Source organism: Candidatus Kapaibacterium sp. (assembly GCA_023957315.1).
Lineage (GTDB): Bacteria > Bacteroidota > Ignavibacteria > Kapaibacteriales > UBA2268 > PGYU01.
Genome location: JAMLHE010000016.1, coordinates 1 through 22,475, shown reverse-complemented (window position 1 = coordinate 22,475; position 22,475 = coordinate 1). Strand labels below are relative to the sequence as shown.

Below are 22,475 nucleotides of genomic sequence, written 5' to 3'. Positions count from 1 at the left end.
AATGAGGGCAAAAATTATCGCAAACACATCATTTGCTATCTCGTCAAAATGTGTTATATTTGTAACAGAATTTTGGGCTCTTAGCTCAGTTGGTTAGAGCGCTACGTTGACATCGTAGAGGTCGCCGGTTCGAATCCTGTAGAGCCCACAAAACATAATTTCATAGCCCTTGAAACCTTGACACAGTCAAGGTTTTTCTTTTCGTCAAAAATAACGTGTCTTATTTTTCAGAATTTCCAGTCCCGTCTTTGTTCCATAGTTAGTGAATCGTCTTTGTTACATCTGACACTATAATACAGATTCATCAATATTCATTAGTTGGAACAACTGACGGGACAACAAACAAGAAATCCCCCTTAATCCCCTTTTGCCAAAGGGGGAAAGCGAGTTTGCGAGCAGGGGGATTTTCCAAAGTTTGTCCTAAAAAACGTTTACAAAATAGCCCCCCCAATCACTTCAATTTAAACGATACTAATTCAGACCGATTTTCAAGAGACCAATTTCCGGATTCTGATGCAATTAGACCAATACCCGGGCAGTAGTACTTGATGCTTTTATGTATTTGCTCTCCATTCAAATGTATTATATCAACATACTTTATACATTTGAATTTACCGGCACTTGTGCTTATCAAAGTATCAACTTTTTCTACATATGATTTGTGGAATCCATCATTAAAAAATATTTCACCTTCGGTGACCGGATATTTTATAAGCACTGATTCGGGTTCTTGATTATCTTCAAAAAATAATAAATACAATCCGTCAGACTTGTTAATGTAATAAATAGGTGGTATTATTATAGCTTGGTCGCCATCCGAAATTTCGATTCTATAATACCTTTCACCATTATACATTTCATCTGAAACAACAGTTAATGTCCCTTTAGTTGTCTTCACCTCGAAATCATCGTAAAAGGTATAATTGTACACCCACGAATTACCAATTTTTAAAGGAAATATTTCCTTAGAATTGTTATTGGGCGAAGTTGAGTCATCCGAACAACTCAATGCCAACACAAAAATAAACAAAGAAAACAAAGAAAGTTTTTTCATTTTTTAACTCCTATAAATATGTAAATTTCCCGTTCTGTTGTAAAGGACAGAACTGAATTTTTTCTACTTCAAACTATACGATACTAATTCAGACTTGAAGAAAAGAAATTGATGTCCGGTTTCATGATCTATCCCAATATTTTCCCCTGCAATTAGCCCAATACCAGGGCAGTAATAAATTAGAACTTTACTCCTTTCTATATCATCCAATAGTGCTATTTTAACATACATTATACATTTGAATTTCCCCGCACTTGTGCTTATCAATGTATCAACTTTTTCTACATAAAATTTGTTGTATTTATCGCTATGAATAATTTCACCTTCGAATACCGGATATTTTACAAACTTTGTTTGGGGTTCGCTATTAATAAAATATAGCGAATAAAATCCGTCAGATTTGTTAATGTAATATACTTGTGAAATTTCCTTTTGGTTGGAATTATGTCTTAACATTTCCATTCTATAATACTTTTCACCGTTATACATTTCATCAGATATAACAGTTGATGTTAATTTACCTGATTGGTCGGTGAGAAATTCATCATAATAGGTATGATTATGTACCCATGTATTTCCAATTTTTAAAGGAATTAGTTCCTTAGGATTGTTATTGGGCGAATTTGAGTCCTCCGAACAACTCAATGCCAATACAAAAATAAACAAAGAAAACAAAGAAAGTTTTTTCATTTTTTACTCCTATAAATATGTAATTTCCTGTTCTGCTTTTGTTACAACTGACAGAAGGGAACTCATCTATTTAAAAACTATTAATCTTACCTTACTAGTAGTTGTCCACTTACCACCACTAACTTCAATTGTCCAATTTCCTTCATTCAGATTACTTATATCGCATTGAATCATTATTTCAAATTTTGACCGAATGACTTCAATATAAGGATTAGAAATGATGTGTCCTTCTGAATATTTAGGGTTTTCACGTCTTTTTTCTATTCCTGTTATTTTTAACGTATCCGTATCTGTTGCTTTTTTGGCTATAACTATTAACTTATCACCAGACCCTAATCTCAGTCCCGTATCATATTCATAAATTCCAAGAGTTATTGTATCTATTGTTCTTGCAGGATTTGGATAAATTGCTTCCATTGAAAATATTGGTGGTAAGCCTACTTCAATTCCTCTATCACAAGACTTCAGCAATAACACACTCGCAAAGACTAACCATATTAGTTTTTTTTTCATTTTTTGACTCCTTCAAGTGTGAAATTTTCATTTCCCTCTTTTGTTACAAAAGACGAGACTTGTATAGATTACTTAACTACTACGAAGCTTTTTGTGATTATTCCTTGTGGGCTATATAATGTACAAAAATATACTCCTTGTGAAAAATGACTGACATCTATTGGTATAGTGAATTCTCCATGTGGATGATTTGAGTTGTCAACGGGAATGGCAAGTATTTTTCCTAAGGGGTTGCTTATCACAATTCTAATATTTTGTGATTCGGAATGGTCAAATTTGATGTTCACTGTCGAATGAGCCGGTGAAGGATAAACATCCAAACTCAATGTATGCGACGGTTCGATATTAGAATAATGCAAGGCATCTTCATAAAACATACTGCTTGGTCCCATCCGCCTAATCTCGGGACGATAACCGTCTTTCGAGTTAGATTTGCAAAAATCCATTACATCATCAAACGAAACGGGCGCATACATAGGTATATTACAAGCACTTTTATGCCCTGATTGCAATATCAAGTTTGGTACTACATTTGCCCCATTTTTAACATAAGTGCTACCATAAATTGACTTGATATAATATGTATTTGAACCTGACACAGTGACATTCTCCCCTATTTCAATATCGCCCCAAGCAGTTATATCGGATGATATCGTAGTATTTTCGAGCACTAATGATTCATGGTAGCCCGAAATTGAATAATCATCAGTGTTGTTCAAATTCTCTGTGTAAACAATTTCTCCAATTAGGTATGTTCTCATTTCCATAATATCATCGGCATTTGGATGATTTTCCAAGTCATTCCTCTTATAAAAATTGAGCAATCTGACTTTGAAATTAGTTAGGCTAATAGGGTTTACTGATAGTTCGCCGCATTCTTCTTTGTGCCAAAAATCAGTAGCGTCTGTAGTGACAACAAATTTGAAGTACTCATCTGTCAAGCATTGAATTGGGAAATATTTGCTTCGATAAGTATTATCCTTAACATGTTCCAAACCCGTCGCACTGATATCGGTTCCCCGAAAGTATAAATATTTTGTGGGTTCCAAATCGAATTCAATAGATGCTAAAATGGTAACATCATCGGGATTGGTACTGAAAGCCACAGGATTGAGCACATATTGAATTTGTTCGTGCAAATTGACCGAGAAAGTATCGCTAATTGTATATCTATTATCGAATCTTACTTTTCTAGGAAATATACGCAACTTTTTACTTTTGCATTCAACAAAGCTTGATTTATTGACAGCAATTTTGGGCGCCCTTAAGAGATTGAAGGTGCCAAGCACTTGGTCGTAAATTGGATATTGCCTATCATCGAATGAAGAACTTGTGAAGTTTGAACCGGGATTCCAAAAGATTATACTCTGAAACTTATAAGCAGTGATTGAACCGGAGACCGCCAAATTTGATTGGATAGCAGTTGGTGCATGTTTAATCGTTGTTGGGTAAGTTTTGCCACCAATTATGAAATAATCAAGCATCTCGCTAATATTCCCGACTTCAGGCATAATTTTCAATGCATCAGTTGCCATGCCTTCGCGAAGTGTTTCGTTAAAAACATTCAAAGATGCCAATGCTTTATCTTTCTTCAGACTATCACTTTTGTGAAATTCCTTAATGTAGTGTTTCAAACCGACATTGAATCTGTTAAAACTTTTAAAAGTTTCTACAATATTGCCACCAAATCCGGACAAAGTCAACGATTTTCCTGTATCATCAATCAAAGCAGAGTTATCATTGTTATAAGAATTCCCTAAATCAACAACTGTTTTTTCTAAAGTGCCGGTCATATTCAAATTAGCTTGAGTCATCATTTCAACTTCAAAAAATAATTTCGACTTGGACAAACAAGTACATGGGTCATAATTTACCGGGAAATCAGCATAAAACCAATTATACATGTTGCTTACCCTTCTAAACAAATTATGCATACTATAGTTATTAAAGTCAATTCCACTTGCTCGTGAAGGGAAATCATTCAGTGCACGAAATGGTTTTAAAGAGTCTGAAATAGCGAAATCTAACAAGGAAGTAGTAACATGTTCATCACCCGACAGAAACCTCATTGAAATTTTGCCATATGAGTAATCTGCTTTATTATTACCAACTAAGGCAAACACTCTTATAAGACCTAAGTATCTGTTGTATAGTACCAAGTAGGGATTGTTTTCATCTGTATCAAGTAAGCCATCATCGTTATATCCAAATTGGCGACAGATCAGTTCCCAACCGTCCTCCGGTTTGTTATCCTTATTATCTAAAAAGTGATTTACAAAAATATTATTAGTCTGATTGAAAGGTGATTCAATGCGGTTTACACCAGAATGAAAAAACATACAATTAACATCAAATTGCTTATCCATCCAATTTAAAATTCTACCATCTGTATTGGTCTTGCTTGGATATCTTTCGTTAATCGCATTGTTCGGGTCTGTTCTTACAGCCTCTGTAGTCTGTGTTGAACACCTATCTGTTTGGCTATAAAGGATTCCAGCATTGTAAGATAAGAAGAGTAAAAAAATGATTAGAGTTTTCATTTCTTCACCCCTATAAATTTGTACTGCTTTCTATCATCTTTAGGACCAGATTCATAGTCAATTACGATTGTATTACTCGAAATATCAAGTACTCCACGACCTGAAGGTAGTTCGCATCCAAATTCTCCAACGTTACCCTTGAAACTGATGTAATGATTACTATAATCAACAAACATATATGTTTGAAGTACTTCTACTGTCTTAGGAACAAAACATCCCCTATTTATGTTGTATATAACCATACCTCTATTACCTCCTTCAAACACAATATCTACTGTGAAAGTGTCTAAGGGATTACTTTCGTGATAACCCAAATAACTACCATTTAATGCCAAATCTTCTTTTTTTACTACAAGAATTTTTTTGAAAGCAGTATCTATACCATCATCAGTAGGAAAGCAAAGAGTATCAGGTTGGCTACGTACAATCAATCTCACAGTAAGCTCCCCCCAAGGTTCATAAAATCTAAATGATTGTCGCCTTTTGTAGTATCTTGTAGTATCACCGAGAATTTGCCATTCATAAAAATCATAATTTTCTAAAGATTCAAAAATCACCAATTTATCAATTGATATTGTATCTGTTTCAATCCAATTAGATGCTGTGTCGGCATTCCTGACTTCTTGCATAATTTTTATTTCAGCGGTCACCGGTTTCTTACCCGCGCAAGGGTCGGGCTTGACGGGGTCATCGTTTGGGCAACCTGTAAGGAAAAACAAAGCAGCTAACAAAATGATAAAGGATATTTTTTTCATAGGATACTCTAAAATTTATTTTCGATTCAGAAATTTTTCACCTTTTCTTTTAAAATCAGACCACCACAGATTCAAATATTGAGCATAATAGGTTTTTAGTCTATTTCCAATTTTCAAATATAGAAAAACTTTACCGAAGAATGGTGTCGTGTCGTAAAATATTTGACGAAAACATAGCCCCAAAAAACAAATCCCCCTTAATGAGGCTGTCTCACAAGAGCAGCCTCTTCGACTTCAATAAAAAGAAAAAATGAGACTAATTGTTATAATTAACATTCTAAATTTGAAAAATCAATTAGAAATGAGCATTATTCCATTTTTTGGTATGTTTTGATGCTAATTTGAGGCAATTTTGGATGGGAAAGTGAGATATTTTGCTATTTTAAGCTACAAATTTGCTCAGATTGTGGGCTAGAGCCAATAGTCCAACTTCGATTTCTACTTTTTCTTTGCCTCTCAGTAAAAATCTTCTAAATTGTTTGTTGTGTTTGATATTGCCAAAAACCGCTTCCGGTTCAATTGGTCGTCGTTTTCGTTTTTTCACACCTTCAGGACTCATCAGTCGGGATTTTGCTTGCTCTCTTAGTCGTTTTGCTTCTTTGTTTATTTCTATCGTTCGATTGTCAGCGCCTTCGTGGCAAGTGGCTCGCAGCTGGCAACCGACGCAGTTTTTGGCTCTATATCGGCTGACTATTTGTTTGTATCCGTTCAAAGTTATTTTTTCTTTCTCTCCGATATTTTCCATCGCTTGACCCATTGGGCAATAGTAACAGTCTTGTTCTTCGTTGTAATATAAATTGTCGGACTTGCTGATGTCTTTCTGCCACTTGCTTTTCTGCTCTTTATGAAAATAGTTGTATTTGATATAGGCTTCGATTTTATTGTCTTCTGCATATTTGTAATTCTCATGACCCCCATAACCTGCATCAGCTGTGATTGATTCAGGGTATTCACGATATTGGCGTTTATATGATTCTATATGTTCAATAAATGTGGAAGTGTCACCGGCTGTTTGATGAATACTGTAATTGACCACTATTTGATTGTTTGTACTTATTTGCCAGTTGTAAGCGGCTTTTAGTTGTCCGTTCTGCATACGGTCTTCTTTCATTCGCATAAATACTGCATCAGGGTCGGTTTTTGAACAACTGTTGCGACCGTTCATTTGCTTTTCGTATGCTTCATATTTCCTTAATTGTTCAGACCAAGTTTTCTTCACTTTTGTAAGTTTGGCACGTACATTTTTATCAATCTTTTTTTTTACCAATACTTTATTTATTTCTTCTATTGTTTCAGTTATACTCTCGGGATTTATCTCTTCGTAGCTCTGTGGTCGGACGTCTCGCATTTCTTCTGCGCTTACCTGAAGTGCGTATTTCCACAACTCATTGACTTGTTGTAATATTTTTTCTTTACGTGTTCGGATATTTTTACTCCAGACAAAGCTGTATTTATTTGCGTTTGCTTCTATTTTTGTGCCGTCTGTATATAGATCTTTAATATCCAAAATTCCGGCTTTATGAAATAGCATTACTACCTTAGTGAAGACTTCTTTCAAGCCGCTTGCCAAGCGTTTACTGCGGAAGCGATTGATTGTATTGTGATCCGGCTTTTGCATACCGCTTAGCCACATATAATGAATATTTTCTTGCACTAAATTTTCTATTCGTCGGCTTGAATAAACATTATTCATATAAGCATATACGAGTATTTTCAAAAGCATTCTCGGGCTGTAGCTGGTCGCGCCACCACCGATGTAATTGTTTTCGATATCGCTTATATCAATTTCATCAATAATTTTGTTTATTGTCCTAACAGGATGAGTTTCTTTAATCATTTCATCAAGAGATGGAGGTAGCAGAAACGCTTGTGATTGATTATAGTATTTAAACTTTGGTCTCATTGCATCGCTAACTTATTGTTGATTACAGCTGTTATGACGCTATTTTGCACCTAGTATTTTCTCGTATTTTTCCACAAAAATATAAAAAATGGCTGCCCTTATGAGACAGCCTCAAAGCGAGCTTGCGAGCAGGGGGATTTTCGTTCATATTTTCCTCTCCCCCCATCACTTTGTTCGAATCCAATTGATGCCAAAGTCTGTAGAGCGATAAATGCCACCACCCCATGTTCCGGCAAACATGTTATTTCCGCTTACCGCTAAGGTGTAGATATTCAGGTTCTGTAATCCTTTATTTTTCGGAGACCAGCTATAGCCGACGTCTGAGGATGAAAACACCCCATAACCTTCAGTAGCTGCAAAAATTTGATTTTCACTTATTGCTATTGACCTGATTGTTACATTTGGTAATCCACTATTTCTGGGCGACCAAGAATTTCCATTGTCTGTGGATAAATACACACCACCACTATCGGTTCCTGCAAAAATCAGGTCGCCACTAATGGCAAGTGTCCGAACTTTCAATTTGGGCAATCCGCTGCTTTTATTTGTCCAAGTTTTCCCGCTGTCTAAAGATGAATACACACCTTCACAAGTTCCGGCAAAAATTTCAGTATCCTTGATAACGATAGTCCGAACGGTGGCTCTCGGCAATCCCACATTCATCAAAACCCATTGCCATTGACCTTGAATGGAAACAAATGAATAGGCACTTGCTTCCCAATACGTTCCGGCTATAAACAGATTTCCACTTTTTGCTAAAGCGGCAACATCCTCATCATCCAACCCTACACTCATTTTTGCCCAAGTATCTCCATCGTTCGTAGATACAAACACTCCACCAAGATAAGTGCCGACATATACGGTGTTTCCGCTCATCACCATTGCCTGCACACTTAATACTCTTAAATCAGTATTTTTCTCTGTCCAGCTATTCCCGTTATCGGTAGATAAGAAGACACCGTCACAAGTTCCGGCAAAAATGCGGTCGCCACTAATCGCCAAACATGTGACCCAACTACTTAATAAGCCATCGGTCTGCTGCTGCGACTGTATGTAAGCGATATTTGCTACAAAAAGCATAAAAATTGAGTATAAAAACATTTTTTTCATGTCGAGTTCCCAAATTTTTAAAAACAATTTTCCAATTTGTCAATACTATAATTATAATAACAAGTCAAAACTGATTTTGTCACATTTGGATATGATTTTTTTTATAAATATATCAAATAAGGTGTATGGCGGCATTCTGAGCGAAGCGAAGAATCCATTTATTTTACGAAATCTTGATTCTTCGCTTCGCTCAGAATGACCAATGCATTTACATTTTCCCAAGAATAAATCATAGTCTATGTTTGACAATATAAATTCGGACGATACAATTTTTCCAATATGTGAATTATGCAACTATTTAAATTATTTCTATAACATTTCAATGAGTTAATGGACTTATCTTTGTAGCGTAACTAATTATTACTCACAAAGACAGAAACAACTAAAATGGCTAATGAAGAAAAAAAATCGAAAAAGAAAAATTCATCTAAAATTGATGACTTGTCAGTTAATACTGAGAATAGTGCAGACAAACTCATGACCACCAATCAAGGTTTAAAAATTAACGACAACAATAACTCGCTCAAAGCCGGAGAACGAGGACCAACGCTATTAGAAGACTTTATTCTGAGGGAAAAAACTACACATTTCGACCACGAACGCATACCGGAACGGATTGTACATGCAAGAGGCAGTGGGGCTCATGGTGTTTTTAAGTTGTATGATTCACAAAACAAATACACTAAAGCGGCTTTCTTGAATGATAAAACAGTCGAAACTCCTGTATTTGTACGCTTTTCAACGGTTGCAGGTTCCAGAGGCTCATCAGATTTGGCAAGAGATGTAAGAGGATTTGCGGTAAAATTTTATACATCGGAAGGTAATTATGATTTGGTAGGAAACAATATGCCCGTATTTTTTATTCAAGATGCTATGAAATTTCCCGACCTTGTTCATGCCGTAAAGCCTGAACCGCATCATGAAATGCCGCAGGCAGCCTCTGCTCACGATACTTTCTGGGATTTTATATCACTGATGCCCGAAAGCATGCACATGGTAATGTGGCAAATGAGCGACAGGTCATTGCCCCGTAGCTATCGTATGATGGAAGGTTTTGGAGTTCATACTTTCCGATTGATTAATGCGAATAATGAAAGCCACTTTGTGAAATTTATTTGGAAACCTCTGCTGGGAGTGCATTCAATAGCATGGGACGAAGCCCAAAATATTTCCGGTAAAGACCCCGATTTCCACAGAAGAGACCTGTGGGAAGCTATCGAAACAGGCAATTTTCCAGAGTGGGAATTATGTTTGCAAATAATACCCGAAAAAGATGAGTTTAAGTTTAGTTTTGATTTGCTTGACCCAACCAAACTAATTCCTGAAGAACTTATTCCCGTAATTCGAGTGGGAAAAATGACACTCAACAGAAATCCTGATAATTTTTTCGCCGAAACAGAGCAAATTGCATTTCATCCCGGGCATATTGTACCGGGAATAGACTTTAGCAACGACCCTTTGTTGCAGGGCAGATTATTTTCTTACACCGATACGCAACTTTCGAGATTGGGAGGTCCGAATTTTCATGAAATTCCAATTAACCGCCCTGTGTGCCCAATGCACAATAATCAGCGTGACGGACATATGAGGCAGACCATAAATTCGGATAAAACAAATTACCATCCTAACAGTATTTCAGGTGGTGCACCGATGCAAGCCAAAGAGGCTGAAGGCGGCTTTGTAAGTCATGCAGAAAGAATTGACGCCGTAAAAGTCCGAAACAGAAGCAAAAGTTTTTTTGACCACTTTAGTCAGGCTACTATGTTCTTCCACAGCCAGTCAAAAGCTGAACAGAAGCATATTGTAGATGCTTTTACTTTTGAATTGGGCAAAGTTGAAAAAGTTTACATAAGAGAAAGGATGCTTGGGTTACTGACGCAGGTTGATAAAAGCTTAGCTTCAAAAGTGGCTGACGGATTGGGATTACACCTTCCGAAAGCTCCTGAAAAGCCAATGAATCATGGTGTTTCAGCTGATGCGGATATGAAGGATACTGAACCTATTCATGTAAAACCGGTGATTGACAAATCCGAAGCTTTAAGCATGGAAGGCACAATTAAAGATACGATTAAGACCAGAAAAGTGGCGTTCCTTGTTGCAAATGGGGTAAATGATGATTCGGTGAGTATAATGAAAAAAGCTTTGGTGGCGAAAGGCGCTATTGTAAAATTAATTTCGCTGAAACAGGGTACCATTACCACTGAAGGCGGCAATAAAATAACTGTGGATGGAACTTTTATGACCGATGCTTCGGTATTGTATGATGCAGTTTATATACCTGCCGGTAAAGACAATATCACAGCCTTAATAACCGAGCCCGATTCGATACATTTTGTGAATGAAGCCTACAAACATTGCAAAGTTATCGCGACAGGAGTGGAAAGTGCCGACTTTTTGAAAGAGACTTTTATAAAAGAGATTGAATTTAAGAATCTGAATATGGAAGATGTTGGAGTAATTATTGATGGCAATGCCGACAAATTTATCAAGTGCATCGCCAAACATCGTTTTTGGAATCGTGAAGATTTCAGAAAAGTGCCGGCTTAAGCTATATGTAAAAAATTGCTTTAGAATTTACATAACCGGAATTATTATATAAGGTGCTCAGGCACCAATACATAAGTATATTGATACAAGAAAGAATATTGTATTAAACTGTTTTAATGCAATATAAAGAAACATATAAAAACAAAGCTGAACAAATATAGGGTGTTTTTTTAATGCTAAATGATTAAAAACGCCTTGATTCCATTAGCTTTTATATCGTGGACTATGAAATACAATTAATTACAGTAAGGTGTTGATTCAAAATGATTTGTAAAATATGAAAAAAAATAATAAAATGGAAATAATTGAAATAAAAGTTACCCGCGGACCAAATTACTGGTCGGGATACAGGAAAAATCTTATTGTCATGAAACTTGACATTGGAGATTATGAGCAATTACCTACTAACATGATAGATGGTTTCGGTGCATCATTAGAACGGATTATGCCATCCTTGAAAAGCCACTTCTGTTCAGAGGGAGTTGAAGGTGGATTTTTTATGCGTGTAAAAGATGGTACTTGGCTCGGGCATGTGGTAGAACACATTGCTCTTGAATTGCAATCTCTTGCCGGGATGAATTGTGGTTACGGACGTACGCGTTCTACCAATGTAAAGGGTATTTATCACGTTGTATTTTCATATGTCATAGAAAAAGCAGGAATATACGCTGCCAAAGCGGCTGTTAATTTTGTGGAAAAGCTCATCAGCAAAATAGATTATAATATAGACGTTGATATAAAAGAGCTGCAACGACTGTATAATAGAGAAAAATTAGGACCCAGCACATTTTCAATTGTAAAAGAAGCTGAACGTAGAAACATTCCTTACACAAGATTAAACAATAAATCTTTAATAATGCTTGGTCAAGGTTGCAATCAAAAAATCATCTGCGCCTCCGTTGCATGTTCTACAAGCAGCATCGCAGTTGATTTGGCATCTGATAAAAATGCTACTCGAAACTTATTATCAAATGCTTATATTCCCGTACCCCAAGGTACCCTGATTGATGATATAATGGAACTGGAAGAAGCTATAAACGAAATTGGGTTCCCTCTTGTTACCAAACCGATAAATGGTAATCATGGGCGAGGAATTACTACTTGTATAAGCTCTTTAGAACAGGCAAGAAAGGGTTTTATTGAGGCGCAAAAAATTTCAGACGATGTAATAGTGGAACGCTTTATAAACGGTGTTGATTATCGCTTTTTGGTAATTAATTACAAATTAGTTGCCGTAGCAACACGTACACCGGCAATGGTAATGGGCGATGACTCATCATGTATAAAAGAACTGATTGACCAAACAAATAATGATACTCGTAGAGGTGAAGACCATGAAAATGTACTTAGCAAAATAATACTTGATACAGCTACCGAATCCATCTTATCAAAACAAAAACTTACACTAAATTCTATTCTGCCAATTGGAGAGATTTTATTTTTAAAGGGCACCGCCAATTTAAGCTCGGGTGGGACAGCAAGAGATGTTACTGATATTGTGCATCCACAAAATATTTTCATGGTCGAACGTATTGCACGGCTCATGAATTTAGACATATGTGGAATAGATATAATGGCAAAAGATATTAGTATTCCAATAACTGAAGAAAATGGCGCAGTGATTGAAGTTAATGCAGGTCCCGGTTTCAGAATGCATCTTTTCCCATCCCAAGGTAAAGCCAGAAATGTGGCAAAGCCTGTGTTAGATATGCTTTATCCCGATAATGCAAGCGGACGTATTCCGATTGTTGCTGTTACGGGCACAAATGGCAAAACAACTGTTACGCGGTTAATTGCCCATTTTGCGGCTGCCGCCGGGCATCATACCGGATATACTACAACGGATGGAATTTATATTGATGGTACTCATATCTGTGCCGGAGACTGCAGCGGACCTATCAGTGCAGCTGCTGTACTACGCGACCCCATTGTTGATTTTGCCGTGCTTGAATGTGCGAGAGGTGGAATACTTAGAGCCGGATTAGGATTTGATAAATGCGACATTAGTATTGTTACCAATATTTCGGATGACCATCTGGGTGTAAATGATATTGACACTATCGAACAATTAGCAACATTAAAAGCAGTCGTTCCACAAAGCACTTTTGATAGTGGTTATGCAATTCTAAATGCAGATGATGATTTGGTTTTTGAAATCAAAAATAATTTAGATTGTAATATTGCATTATTCAGCATAGATGCAAATAATCCACGCATTAAAGAGCATATCCAAAACGATGGGTGGGCTGCTTATGTTGAAGAGCAATACTTTGTTATTAGCAAAGGTTTATGGAAAATAAAAATTGCTGAAGTTACTCAAGTGCCGTTAACTTTTAACGGTAAATGTGAGTTTATGATTAAAAATATTTTACCTTCCATATTAGCAGCCTCATTAAGTGATTTTCCTTTACAAACAATCGCTTCAGCACTTAAATCTTTCATCCCTTCGCCACAACAGACACCCGGCAGAATGAATCTTTACCGCTTTAAAAATTTCGACTTAATGGTAGATTATGTCCATAATACCGGCGGATATATTCAGATAAAAAAATATCTGGAACAGGTTAATGCAAGCCAGAAAACAGGAATTATTGGAGCTACCGGTGACAGACGCGTCGAAGACATAAAAAATATCGGGCGTTATGCTGCCCATATGTTTGACAAAATACTAATCAGGCATGACAAAGACAACAGAGGAAGGACCAAAGAAGAATTAAGCAAGTTTCTGATTGAAGGTATTCGAGAAATTAATGACAATATACCTATAATAATAATTTCAGATGAAATTGAAGCTATACAATATGCCATTGATAATGCAATAAGCGGAGAATTTATTTTTGAGAGTGCCGATGATATTCCAAATACACTGTCCTATGTGCAACAACAAATGGATTTAGAAATCGCATCGGCTGATTTAGTCCCATTAATCTTAAACCAAATCGAATCATGATAACAAAAGGAACATTACTCATAATCGGAGGAGCCGAAGATAAAGTTGATAATCAATCGCTTCAAGTTGAAAAACAAAACCTTGAGTTCAAACACTTTGCAATTTTGCATATGCTTTTAAAAGGGAAAAAGAAAGTTGAGATAATCACTACCGCCTCTATGTTTCAGGAGGAAGTGAAAGAATTATATCAACAAACATTCAATCAAATAGGACTTGATAATACAGGTTTCATACCCATAGAAAAGAAAAGTGAAGCAGGGTTAAGCAAATACATTAAGCGGATAGAAAAAGCAGACGCAGTTTTTTTTAGTGGTGGCGACCAATGTCGTTTATCAGACATTTTGGGAGATACCCCATTAATCAAATTAATCGCGAAACGCTACCATGAAGAGGAAAACTTTGTAGTTGCCGGTACAAGCGCCGGTGCAATGGTGATGTCAAAAATTATGATTTGCGGTGGCGGTACCAATGAAGTAGTGTTTAGACATGATTTGCAAACCACTTCTGGCTTTGGTTGGCTTGAGCATTGTATAATAGATTCTCATTTCATAAAACGCGGGAGATTTGGGCGACTTGCTCACGCTGTGCTGGTTAATCCCGGGCAACTTGGCGTTGGTCTTGGTGATGACACTGCACTGATTGTGAAAAATGGACATGATGCTAAATGCATAGGCTCAGGTGTGGTAGTGATAATAGATAATTCAACTATCGGACAAACAAATATTTCTGAAGAAGAAGATGATGAATGCGGTGTATTTGTAGAAAACTTAAAAGTCCATTTGTTAGTAAAAGGTTGCCGATTCAATCTGAAAACCAGAATGGTTGCTAATCCTGCAATAGATACAATTAGGATTAAGGGAGATGGAAATCCATGACTAAGTTCTGCCCTCATAAAAAATATATAAATACTAATAGACAGGAAAAGAATAACGATGAAAAATATTGCGATAGCTGTTCACGGTGGAGCCGGACAAGATTCGGAATTTATCCAATTGAACCAAATAGCTTATAAAGCGGGATTGGTAGATGCTGTAAATACGGGTTATAAAATCTTGAAGCAAGGAGGCAGTGCATTGGATGCTGTTGAACATGCAGTTCGTTTCTTGGAAGATAATACGCTGTTTAACTCAGGACGAGGTTCAGCTCTTAATACCAAGGGCGAAGTAGAAATGGATGCTTCCATTATGGATGGTAGTAGCAATAGTGCAGGTGCAGTTTCAATAGTTCGCAATGTCAAAAACCCCGTCACACTTGCAAGGTTTATTATGGACAATTCATCGCATGTATTTATATCCGGGCAAGGGGCGCTTGAAATTGCAAAAGAAAATAATTTGGAACTGGAAGTAGATTCCTATTTTATTACTGAGCATCGGGTAGATGAGCTTATTAATGAGCTTAAGGATGATTCAGAAGATATTATAAGAAAACGCCCGAACGGAACAGTTGGTGCTGTTGCATTGGATACTGCAGGTAATATTGCAGCTGCTACATCAACAGGTGGCACAAGCAATAGCTTGAGTGGTCGCATTGGCGATAGTTGTATAATAGGTGCCGGTTGTTATGCAAAGAATTCGTCTTGCGCCGTTTCCGGAACCGGTGATGGAGAATTGCTAATCACTAATGTAATAGCACACAGCATTGCGTTTTATATGGAATTGAAAAATTGCAGTGTACAAGAGGCATGTGATTATGTCATTCACCGGCGAAACAAAGATGTCGAAGGTGACATAGGTGTAATTGCTTTAGATGCTATGGGAAACTTTGGAATAAGTTACAATAGTCAACGAATGCATAGGGCATGGAAAGCAAATGATGAAAATGTTACAGTGAAAATTTACAAATAAAGTATGGATTGTCTTGCCTTATTCAAGTGTGATCATTGTCAAAATATTATAGAACGAGACACATTGGAAAATGATTGACAAAATCAAATTTTATAAAAATAATTAAGGATATCAAAATGGAAAATGAAAAAACAATTGACGTGTCTAACTCACTCATCAATATTAACAACGATAGAATTGAAGGAAATGACACAGCTACTAAAGAAACCGATGAACAAGATTTGAAAACCTTGTTTGCAAGATTCATTTCGACCAGTCATAAATGCAAACGTGAATTAGTTAGCGTAGTAACCAGATTGGGTGGCGAGGAAGACGAAGGTACAAAAATTTCCGGAAAATTCTTTCGTGTATGGATGGATTTTAAGGCAGCTCTCACAGGCAAAGACCGCGAAGCAATTCTCAATTCTTGCGTGGACGGAGAAGAAGAAGCATTAGATACTTACAATAAGGCATTAGAGAATGATTTAGAATATTTAAGTGCAGACCATCGAGAGATGATAAACGCACAAAAAGCATTACTAAAAGCCGACCACGAGCATGTAAAAGCATTACGCGATAAATTGCAAATACATGCATAATGCATTCAGTTTAAACTTTAACAAAGCAATAATATGATACTTCAGTTAGACCCTTCGATATTAGTAGAAACACCTTTGGGAACAGGACAAACCCTATTCCTCATTGATTACGGTATGCATCAAAATACCTGTTGGGTCGTTGCTTTAGTTAAAGACGGAATCATCAAACATTTTGATTGCAACGATGTAATTCTTTCTACAAATTATACCTATGGCTTAAACCTTATGAAAAATAAAGAACATAAGGAAAATAATGTATCCAAAAAATAAGAACATGGGAATCATATTTGGAAAAGTTTTCGATTGCATTACGAACTGAATCTATAAAATAATAATAATTTCTAAAATAAATATAAAGGATAATAAAAATGAATAATCAAAAATCAAATTCGCCGACCACTTCCCAAAACGGAAATCAGTCAAAAGAAAAATCGAACCGCGCTTCTATGAAATCATCTCAACTAATGAAATTATTTGTAGATGAATTGAAAGACATTTACTGGGCTGAAAAAGCACTTACCAGAGCTATTCCAAAGATGATTAAAAATGCAACATCCGATGCTTTGGTAGATGCACTAACAAGCCACCTTTCTGAAACGAGAAACCAAATAACCAGATTAGAGCAAGTCTTTGAATCTATAGACAAAAAAGCAACTGCAGAAAAATGCGATGCAATGGAAGGTCTGATTAAAGAAGGAGAGGAAATAATGGAAGAATGCGAAGAAGGTCCAATGCGCGATGCAGGAATTATTTCAGCTGCACAAAAAGTAGAGCATTATGAAATTGCTTCTTACGGTACACTTCGCCAATTTGCCGAAACATTAGGTTTAACAGAAGCTCAAGCATTGCTTGAAACCACGCTCAATGAAGAAAAAGCGGCTGACCAAAAACTAACAAAAGTTGCAATGGGAGATGTTAATATTGATGCGACAGAAATAGAAGCATAAACTAATGACCATGCAGACAGTGATTACCATAGCCCATGAATTTAATCGTGGACAATGCAAATAAAAGCGGATTTTTTCTCTAATTATTCCAAAGGGAGGATGACAAAAAAACAAATGTGTGAATAATATAACTTTTTCTATAATAAATGTAAATTTCTATAATTTAATGTACTTATCTTTGTATATAATTTACTAATGAGAGGATTAATTATTATGGCAGAGATTAAAATTGAACAGAAGAAACAGGCTTGGCCCTGGGTGATTGCAGGACTTGTCATCGCTGCATTGCTTTTGTATTTCTTAGTATTTAGTGATAATGACAAAAATACAGAGGAAGTCACTGAATCAGAATATGTCACCAACACGAACGAACCTGAACTCATAGAGGTAAAGGAAAATAACAGCACTGTTGCAGCTTATGTAAATTATGTTGAAAACAGTAAGACAAAGATGAGTCTGGACCATGAATTTACAAATGAAGCACTATTAAAACTAATTGATGCAACAAATGCTATGGCAGATGAAGTTGACTATGACGTTCGAGCAGATTTAGAAAAAGTAAAGGGATATGCAAATATGATTACAGAAGATCCTTTTGTTACAACACATGCGGATAACATTAGAATGGCAACTGATATTTTAACCAATGTATTGCAAAACATCCAAAAGGCAAAATATCCGAGTTTGGCTGATGAAGTTCAAGGATTAAGGAGTGCATCAGAATCTATAAAACCGGGGATACTTACGCTTGAACAAAAAGATGCAGTTAAGAATTACTTCGCTAAGTCTTCTGACCTTCTTCAAAAAATGAATTAATTAACAATAAAAAGGAAAGAATAATGACAGATACAAACCAAAATCTTTTTAACCTGGATGAATTATCCGGTTATAAAGTAGCCGAAAATTATAGCGATGTAAGAGGCTGGGACGTAAAAGATGCAAATAACCGCACCATAGGGAAAGTGGAGCATTTGCTGGTAAATAAAACTGCCGAACGTGTAGTTTACCTTGATGTTGAAGTGGATACCACATTGATAGAGCAAGGGCATGATACTTATCAAGATAAGGCAAGCGAAGGTGTTCATGGTTTTTTAAACAAGGATGGGGAAAATCACCTGATTATTCCTATCGGAATGGCAAATCTTGATGAGGAAAACAAACTTGTTAATACCAATCAGATTGATAGTTCAACCTTTGCGAAAACCAAACGCTTCAAAAAGGGAGATGTTATTGGTTTTGGTTACGAATTAGATGTAGTTCGTCATTACAAAGGAGATAACACATTTCACAGTTCGAATACTGTTGAAGGATTTTATGACCGCGAAGAGTTCAACAATTCATTCCGAAAGAAAGATTTGGAATAAAAATCATGGAAATACTAACCAAAGAATTAATTCAAGAGCTCCTGTCGTCAGGACAGGAGCCCTTTCTTTCACTTTATATGCCTACGGATAGAAGCCATCCTGCTAACCTTCAGAATCCTATCCGGTTTAAAAATCTAATTCGCGAAATGGAGAAATCCTTGCTCCACAAGTATTCAGCCGATGAGGTACAAAAACATATAGGACCTTTCGAAACTCTTGCTGACGATGAAATTATCTGGAATCACACAAAAGATGGACTGGCTGTTTTTAGTGCAAAAGGAATTTTCAAAGTTGTAGGATTAAATAAAACGGTTGAAGAATTTGCAATAGTAGCCGACAGTTTCCATACCAAACCGCTGCGGCAATATTTGCAATCACTCGACCATTTTTATTTATTGGGTTTAACCCTCCATGACATCAAACTTTTTGAAGGCAATCGTCATTTCATCTCTGAGGTTGAACTAACTTCAGACACTCCAAAAACCATAACAGAAGCACTTGGTGATGAATTGACAGACAGCCATACAACTGTTGCATCTTATGGAGGTGTGGGTGGAGAAAGCTCAGGTATGCACCACGGACATGGTGGTTATAAGGAAGAATCCGAAAAAGATGCTGAGCGCTTTTTCCGAGTGGTCGCAAATGCGATAAATGAACACTATTCGAAACCTACAGGCTGGAACCTTATTCTTGCAGCATTACCCGAACACCATAGCCTTTTTCATAAGGTAAGCAAAAATCCACTGCTGCTTCAAAATGGAATTGCTATCAATCCTTCGTCTGTTTCAACCGAGCAATTAGCAAAAATGGCTTGGGAAGTAATGGAACCGGAGTATAACTCGAAACTTGACAACTTAGTTGCACGTTTTGAGCAGGCAAGGGCAAACGGCAAAGGTAGTGATGATTACAAGATAATTGCAGTTGCGGCTGTTGAGGGTCGGGTTGATACGCTTCTTGTTGAAGCTGACCGAATAATCTCGGCAAGGGTTACTAATCTTGTAACGGGAAATACACAGAAAAAAGATTTGAGCAATCCGAAAGTAGATGACCTGCTTGACGATATGGGAGAATTGGTTATGAAGATGGGTGGACAGGTAATGGTCCTACCAACCGATAAAATGCCCTCCGAAACCGGAATGGCAGCAATATTTCGATTTTAATTAATTAATTGCTTTGCGATTTGTAAACTTAGTTTATGAATTTCAGGAATATTTCAATTACTGAATTACATTTTGAAATATGTGGATAATATAAATATTTCAAAGTATATGTAAACTTCAATAATTTAATGTGCTTACATTTGTACAGATACTATTTATTATTCACATTTTAAGGTATATTAACAATGGCAAATACAGAAGTAAATCCGGAAAAGAATAGCTCGTCAAGAATTGATGACATTTCTGAGAACATTGAAAATGGTGTATTCCATTTATCAACCACCAATCAAGCCTCAAAAATACACGAAAACAATAATTCTTACAAATCATACGAAACAGTAAAGATAAATTTTGTAAAGAATCTAAGGGAAAGGAAATGGAAAAAACTATAGAAGAATCAACAACTCAATCGGCTCGTGCAGAATATATTGAAGTGGAGCCAAATGTTCGGCTTCATATTACTGATGCCGGCGAAGGGAGACCAATAGTATTGATACACGGTTGGCCCCTAAGCGATGATATGTTTGAATATCAATATAATGATTTGCTCAATGCAGGGTTTCGTGCAATCGGCATAACACTGAGAGGCTTTGGAAAGTCTGACAAACCTTATGGGGAGTATAATTATGATAAACACGCATCGGATATCAAAACAGTTCTGAGCGAACTTGATATAAATTACGCAATTTTAGTCGGCTTTTCGATGGGCGGCTCTATTGCAATTCGCTTTGTGTCTAACTATAATGAAGCTCACGTTTCAAAACTTGTACTTTGTGGAGCAGCAGCCCCGAGCTGGACTCAACGGGAAGATTTTCCGTACAATCTGCCCCAAAGCGCCGTTGATGAATTAATTGAACTGAATCACAAGGACAGACCAAAACTTTTAAATGATTTCGCAAAGATATTCTCAGCAACTGAAACTTCACTGAATGAAGGGATTGGAAATTGGCTGAATGGAATTAGTTTGAGCGCTTCTTCGTACGCTACGGCACAATGCTTGGTCGCTCTACGCGATACAGACCTGAGAGCCGATATTGCAAAAATCAGCATTCCAACTTTGATTATGCATGGCAAAAAAGACAAAATATGCTCATTCGATTTGGCAGAACAAATGAAAGCCGGAATCCAAGATTCAAAACTTGTAATTTTCGAGAACAGCGGTCATAGTCTATTTCTGGAAGAAACTGAAAAGTTTAATAGCGAGCTGATAAAATTTGCCGGAGAGTGAGGATAATGCAATTTTTTGTAGGGACAGAACAGCGTTCTGTCAGATGATTAAAGACTCAATATTCAACAGATGACTTAGAGTCATAGGATGAATTAGTTTTCTTCGCCTGGCTCAATATGAACGCTTTTTGTAGGGACACGGCGCGTTGTGTACCTATGATATTATTAGTTATTTTGACAGAACGCAGTTCTGTCCCTACGATTTTAATTCCCGCTCCCTGAGCCTGTCGAAGGGTCGGGGTGAGCTTTCTTTGTTTTTATGTTTGACATCATAATTTAGGACGAGACTCATTTCTCCACTATAATTTTTATTGTCTCATTAAATTCTTTTGAAGAAATCTTACAAAAGTAAACACCTGCGGGAATTGCTTTTGTGTTCCAATCAAAAGAATGCTGTCCTGATTCGAGAAAACCTGTATGGAGTTTGCAAATAGTTCTTGAGTTAATGTCGCTTATTTCAACATTTGTCAATCCCGATTTAGGCAAATTAAAACTAATTATTATAGAACTGTTCGTAGGATTTGGGGATGCTGTAAGGCTTTGTTTGAAGGGTTCAAAAATGCTTGTAGAATTTGTTGGTTTGAGTAATACCATTTCCCTAAATTGAGCCCCACAAATCTTATCGATTTTTGGATTATAATCAATGGTTGTTGGAGATATTTCATCAAAATGAAAGACCTCTTTGTTATTTAGTATTTCCCATCCTTGTATACTTGAAAAAAATGTTCCAGCAATACTACATGCAAATACATGTTTATTGTCACTAAATAAAATTGATTGAACATCTCCATATTTAGTTTTGATATCAGATATAAGTCTTCTTTCAGCAATATCCCAAACTTTCACTTGATAACTCCAACTACAAGTAGCCATTTTAGTTCCATCAGGCGAGAAAGCGACGTACATCGTGGCCGACATATCCTTATGCCCCCAATATCTCCCGTAAGAATCCCAAGTGCCGCTGTTATACAAAATAGTGCCTGTTTCACTTTCAGCATCATTAGTAAATGGAACATATGTTATAGCTAAAAACCTACCATCATCAGAAAACTTAATTGTATGCAATTTTGTTGGATTTTGGGGTGTGAATGTAGTTATTTTTTCGTAGGTATTTATATCCCAAATATGAATCGCACTGATAGATTCACTTATTTGAGAATCATAAATTCTATACCATACATAAACGGCAATGTAACGCTCGGATACAGTTAACGCCATACAATCTGGTATATTCCAAGGTTCATATCCTGCGTCTAAGGTTTTTATTAGTTCACCAGACTCTGTATCCCAAAT

Annotated in this window: 20 protein-coding genes and 1 tRNA gene; 13 read left to right on the top strand and 8 right to left on the bottom strand. The window is 36.5% G+C overall.

Going from position 1 to position 22,475, the window contains the following annotated elements; genetic code table 11:
* The first annotated feature begins 74 nt into the window (after nt 1-74).
* A tRNA-Val gene (locus M9949_13110) sits at nt 75-148 on the top strand.
* Nucleotides 149-451: 303 nt separating this feature from the next.
* On the opposite strand, the gene M9949_13105 is transcribed toward M9949_13110, so the two are convergent.
* The 7 genes from M9949_13105 to M9949_13075 all read right to left on the bottom strand — a co-directional run bounded on the left by M9949_13105 (nt 452) and on the right by M9949_13075 (nt 8,565).
* Nucleotides 452-1,054: a hypothetical protein gene (locus M9949_13105; protein ID MCO5252339.1), complete on the bottom strand. Its 603-nt coding sequence runs from the start codon at nt 1,052-1,054 to the stop codon at nt 452-454.
* 63 nt (nt 1,055-1,117) lie between these two features.
* Nucleotides 1,118-1,744, bottom strand: coding sequence for a hypothetical protein (locus tag M9949_13100; GenBank protein ID MCO5252338.1), 627 nt, complete (start codon nt 1,742-1,744; stop codon nt 1,118-1,120).
* Between the two features lie 66 nt (nt 1,745-1,810).
* Complete coding sequence (locus tag M9949_13095; GenBank protein ID MCO5252337.1) at nt 1,811-2,257, bottom strand: hypothetical protein; 447 nt, start codon at nt 2,255-2,257, stop codon at nt 1,811-1,813.
* 68 nt (nt 2,258-2,325) lie between these two features.
* Nucleotides 2,326-4,797, bottom strand: a complete 2,472-nt coding sequence (locus tag M9949_13090) for a T9SS type A sorting domain-containing protein (GenBank protein ID MCO5252336.1) — start codon at nt 4,795-4,797, stop codon at nt 2,326-2,328.
* Nucleotides 4,794-5,552 (bottom strand): hypothetical protein, encoded by a 759-nt coding sequence (locus M9949_13085; GenBank protein ID MCO5252335.1) that lies wholly within the window; start codon nt 5,550-5,552, stop codon nt 4,794-4,796. Before M9949_13085 ends, M9949_13090 begins: the two co-directional genes overlap by 4 nt.
* A 382-nt stretch (nt 5,553-5,934) precedes the next feature.
* The gene (locus M9949_13080; GenBank protein ID MCO5252334.1) at nt 5,935-7,455 is read right to left on the bottom strand and encodes an IS1182 family transposase; all 1,521 of its coding nucleotides are present in this window, start codon (nt 7,453-7,455) and stop codon (nt 5,935-5,937) included.
* A gap of 165 nt (nt 7,456-7,620) precedes the next feature.
* On the bottom strand, nt 7,621-8,565 hold the full coding sequence (locus tag M9949_13075) for a hypothetical protein (protein ID MCO5252333.1): 945 nt from the start codon (nt 8,563-8,565) through the stop codon (nt 7,621-7,623).
* A 387-nt stretch (nt 8,566-8,952) separates the two neighbouring features.
* On the opposite strand from M9949_13075, the gene M9949_13070 reads away from it, so the two are divergent.
* The 12 genes from M9949_13070 to M9949_13015 all read left to right on the top strand — a co-directional run bounded on the left by M9949_13070 (nt 8,953) and on the right by M9949_13015 (nt 21,183).
* Nucleotides 8,953-11,112, top strand: a complete 2,160-nt coding sequence (locus M9949_13070; GenBank protein ID MCO5252332.1) for a catalase — start codon at nt 8,953-8,955, stop codon at nt 11,110-11,112.
* 277 nt (nt 11,113-11,389) lie between these two features.
* A complete protein-coding gene (gene cphA / locus M9949_13065) occupies nt 11,390-14,062 on the top strand; it encodes a cyanophycin synthetase (protein ID MCO5252331.1) in 2,673 nt (890 codons plus the stop codon).
* Nucleotides 14,059-14,937, top strand: a complete 879-nt coding sequence (locus M9949_13060; GenBank protein MCO5252330.1) for a cyanophycinase — start codon at nt 14,059-14,061, stop codon at nt 14,935-14,937. The genes cphA and M9949_13060 overlap by 4 nt, the downstream gene beginning before the upstream one ends.
* A gap of 57 nt (nt 14,938-14,994) precedes the next feature.
* Entirely contained in the window at nt 14,995-15,906 is a 912-nt protein-coding gene (locus M9949_13055; GenBank protein ID MCO5252329.1) for an isoaspartyl peptidase/L-asparaginase, read from the top strand.
* A 116-nt stretch (nt 15,907-16,022) separates the two neighbouring features.
* Entirely contained in the window at nt 16,023-16,484 is a 462-nt protein-coding gene (locus M9949_13050; GenBank protein MCO5252328.1) for a PA2169 family four-helix-bundle protein, read from the top strand.
* Between the two features lie 33 nt (nt 16,485-16,517).
* Nucleotides 16,518-16,754: a hypothetical protein gene (locus M9949_13045; GenBank protein MCO5252327.1), complete on the top strand. Its 237-nt coding sequence runs from the start codon at nt 16,518-16,520 to the stop codon at nt 16,752-16,754.
* A 98-nt stretch (nt 16,755-16,852) separates the two neighbouring features.
* Nucleotides 16,853-17,431, top strand: coding sequence for a ferritin-like domain-containing protein (locus M9949_13040; protein MCO5252326.1), 579 nt, complete (start codon nt 16,853-16,855; stop codon nt 17,429-17,431).
* A gap of 213 nt (nt 17,432-17,644) precedes the next feature.
* Nucleotides 17,645-18,247, top strand: a complete 603-nt coding sequence (locus tag M9949_13035; protein ID MCO5252325.1) for a hypothetical protein — start codon at nt 17,645-17,647, stop codon at nt 18,245-18,247.
* A 23-nt stretch (nt 18,248-18,270) separates the two neighbouring features.
* The gene (locus M9949_13030; protein ID MCO5252324.1) at nt 18,271-18,795 is read left to right on the top strand and encodes a PRC-barrel domain-containing protein; all 525 of its coding nucleotides are present in this window, start codon (nt 18,271-18,273) and stop codon (nt 18,793-18,795) included.
* Nucleotides 18,796-18,800: 5 nt separating this feature from the next.
* Nucleotides 18,801-19,955, top strand: coding sequence for a hypothetical protein (locus M9949_13025; GenBank protein ID MCO5252323.1), 1,155 nt, complete (start codon nt 18,801-18,803; stop codon nt 19,953-19,955).
* A gap of 185 nt (nt 19,956-20,140) precedes the next feature.
* On the top strand, nt 20,141-20,347 hold the full coding sequence (locus M9949_13020; protein MCO5252322.1) for a hypothetical protein: 207 nt from the start codon (nt 20,141-20,143) through the stop codon (nt 20,345-20,347).
* On the top strand, nt 20,332-21,183 hold the full coding sequence (locus tag M9949_13015; protein ID MCO5252321.1) for an alpha/beta hydrolase: 852 nt from the start codon (nt 20,332-20,334) through the stop codon (nt 21,181-21,183). The genes M9949_13020 and M9949_13015 overlap by 16 nt, the downstream gene beginning before the upstream one ends.
* A 287-nt stretch (nt 21,184-21,470) precedes the next feature.
* On the opposite strand, the gene M9949_13010 is transcribed toward M9949_13015, so the two are convergent.
* On the bottom strand, nt 21,471-22,475 hold a 1,005-nt coding region (locus tag M9949_13010; protein ID MCO5252320.1), incomplete at its 5' end, for a T9SS type A sorting domain-containing protein.

Excerpts from the sequence above, each read along its gene's own strand:
- M9949_13105 (MCO5252339.1), bottom strand. The coding sequence starts at position 1,054 with ATGAAAAAACTTTCTTTGTTTTCTTTGTTTATTTTTGTGTTGGCATTG.
- M9949_13100 (MCO5252338.1), bottom strand. The coding sequence starts at position 1,744 with ATGAAAAAACTTTCTTTGTTTTCTTTGTTTATTTTTGTATTGGCATTG.
- M9949_13095 (MCO5252337.1), bottom strand. The coding sequence starts at position 2,257 with ATGAAAAAAAAACTAATATGGTTAGTCTTTGCGAGTGTGTTATTGCTG.
- M9949_13090 (MCO5252336.1), bottom strand. The coding sequence starts at position 4,797 with ATGAAAACTCTAATCATTTTTTTACTCTTCTTATCTTACAATGCTGGA.
- M9949_13085 (MCO5252335.1), bottom strand. The coding sequence starts at position 5,552 with ATGAAAAAAATATCCTTTATCATTTTGTTAGCTGCTTTGTTTTTCCTT.
- M9949_13080 (MCO5252334.1), bottom strand. The coding sequence starts at position 7,455 with ATGAGACCAAAGTTTAAATACTATAATCAATCACAAGCGTTTCTGCTA.
- M9949_13075 (MCO5252333.1), bottom strand. The coding sequence starts at position 8,565 with ATGAAAAAAATGTTTTTATACTCAATTTTTATGCTTTTTGTAGCAAAT.
- M9949_13070 (MCO5252332.1), top strand. The coding sequence starts at position 8,953 with ATGGCTAATGAAGAAAAAAAATCGAAAAAGAAAAATTCATCTAAAATT.
- cphA (MCO5252331.1), top strand. The coding sequence starts at position 11,390 with ATGAAAAAAAATAATAAAATGGAAATAATTGAAATAAAAGTTACCCGC.
- M9949_13060 (MCO5252330.1), top strand. The coding sequence starts at position 14,059 with ATGATAACAAAAGGAACATTACTCATAATCGGAGGAGCCGAAGATAAA.
- M9949_13055 (MCO5252329.1), top strand. The coding sequence starts at position 14,995 with ATGAAAAATATTGCGATAGCTGTTCACGGTGGAGCCGGACAAGATTCG.
- M9949_13050 (MCO5252328.1), top strand. The coding sequence starts at position 16,023 with ATGGAAAATGAAAAAACAATTGACGTGTCTAACTCACTCATCAATATT.
- M9949_13045 (MCO5252327.1), top strand. The coding sequence starts at position 16,518 with ATGATACTTCAGTTAGACCCTTCGATATTAGTAGAAACACCTTTGGGA.
- M9949_13040 (MCO5252326.1), top strand. The coding sequence starts at position 16,853 with ATGAATAATCAAAAATCAAATTCGCCGACCACTTCCCAAAACGGAAAT.
- M9949_13035 (MCO5252325.1), top strand. The coding sequence starts at position 17,645 with ATGGCAGAGATTAAAATTGAACAGAAGAAACAGGCTTGGCCCTGGGTG.
- M9949_13030 (MCO5252324.1), top strand. The coding sequence starts at position 18,271 with ATGACAGATACAAACCAAAATCTTTTTAACCTGGATGAATTATCCGGT.
- M9949_13025 (MCO5252323.1), top strand. The coding sequence starts at position 18,801 with ATGGAAATACTAACCAAAGAATTAATTCAAGAGCTCCTGTCGTCAGGA.
- M9949_13020 (MCO5252322.1), top strand. The coding sequence starts at position 20,141 with ATGGCAAATACAGAAGTAAATCCGGAAAAGAATAGCTCGTCAAGAATT.
- M9949_13015 (MCO5252321.1), top strand. The coding sequence starts at position 20,332 with ATGGAAAAAACTATAGAAGAATCAACAACTCAATCGGCTCGTGCAGAA.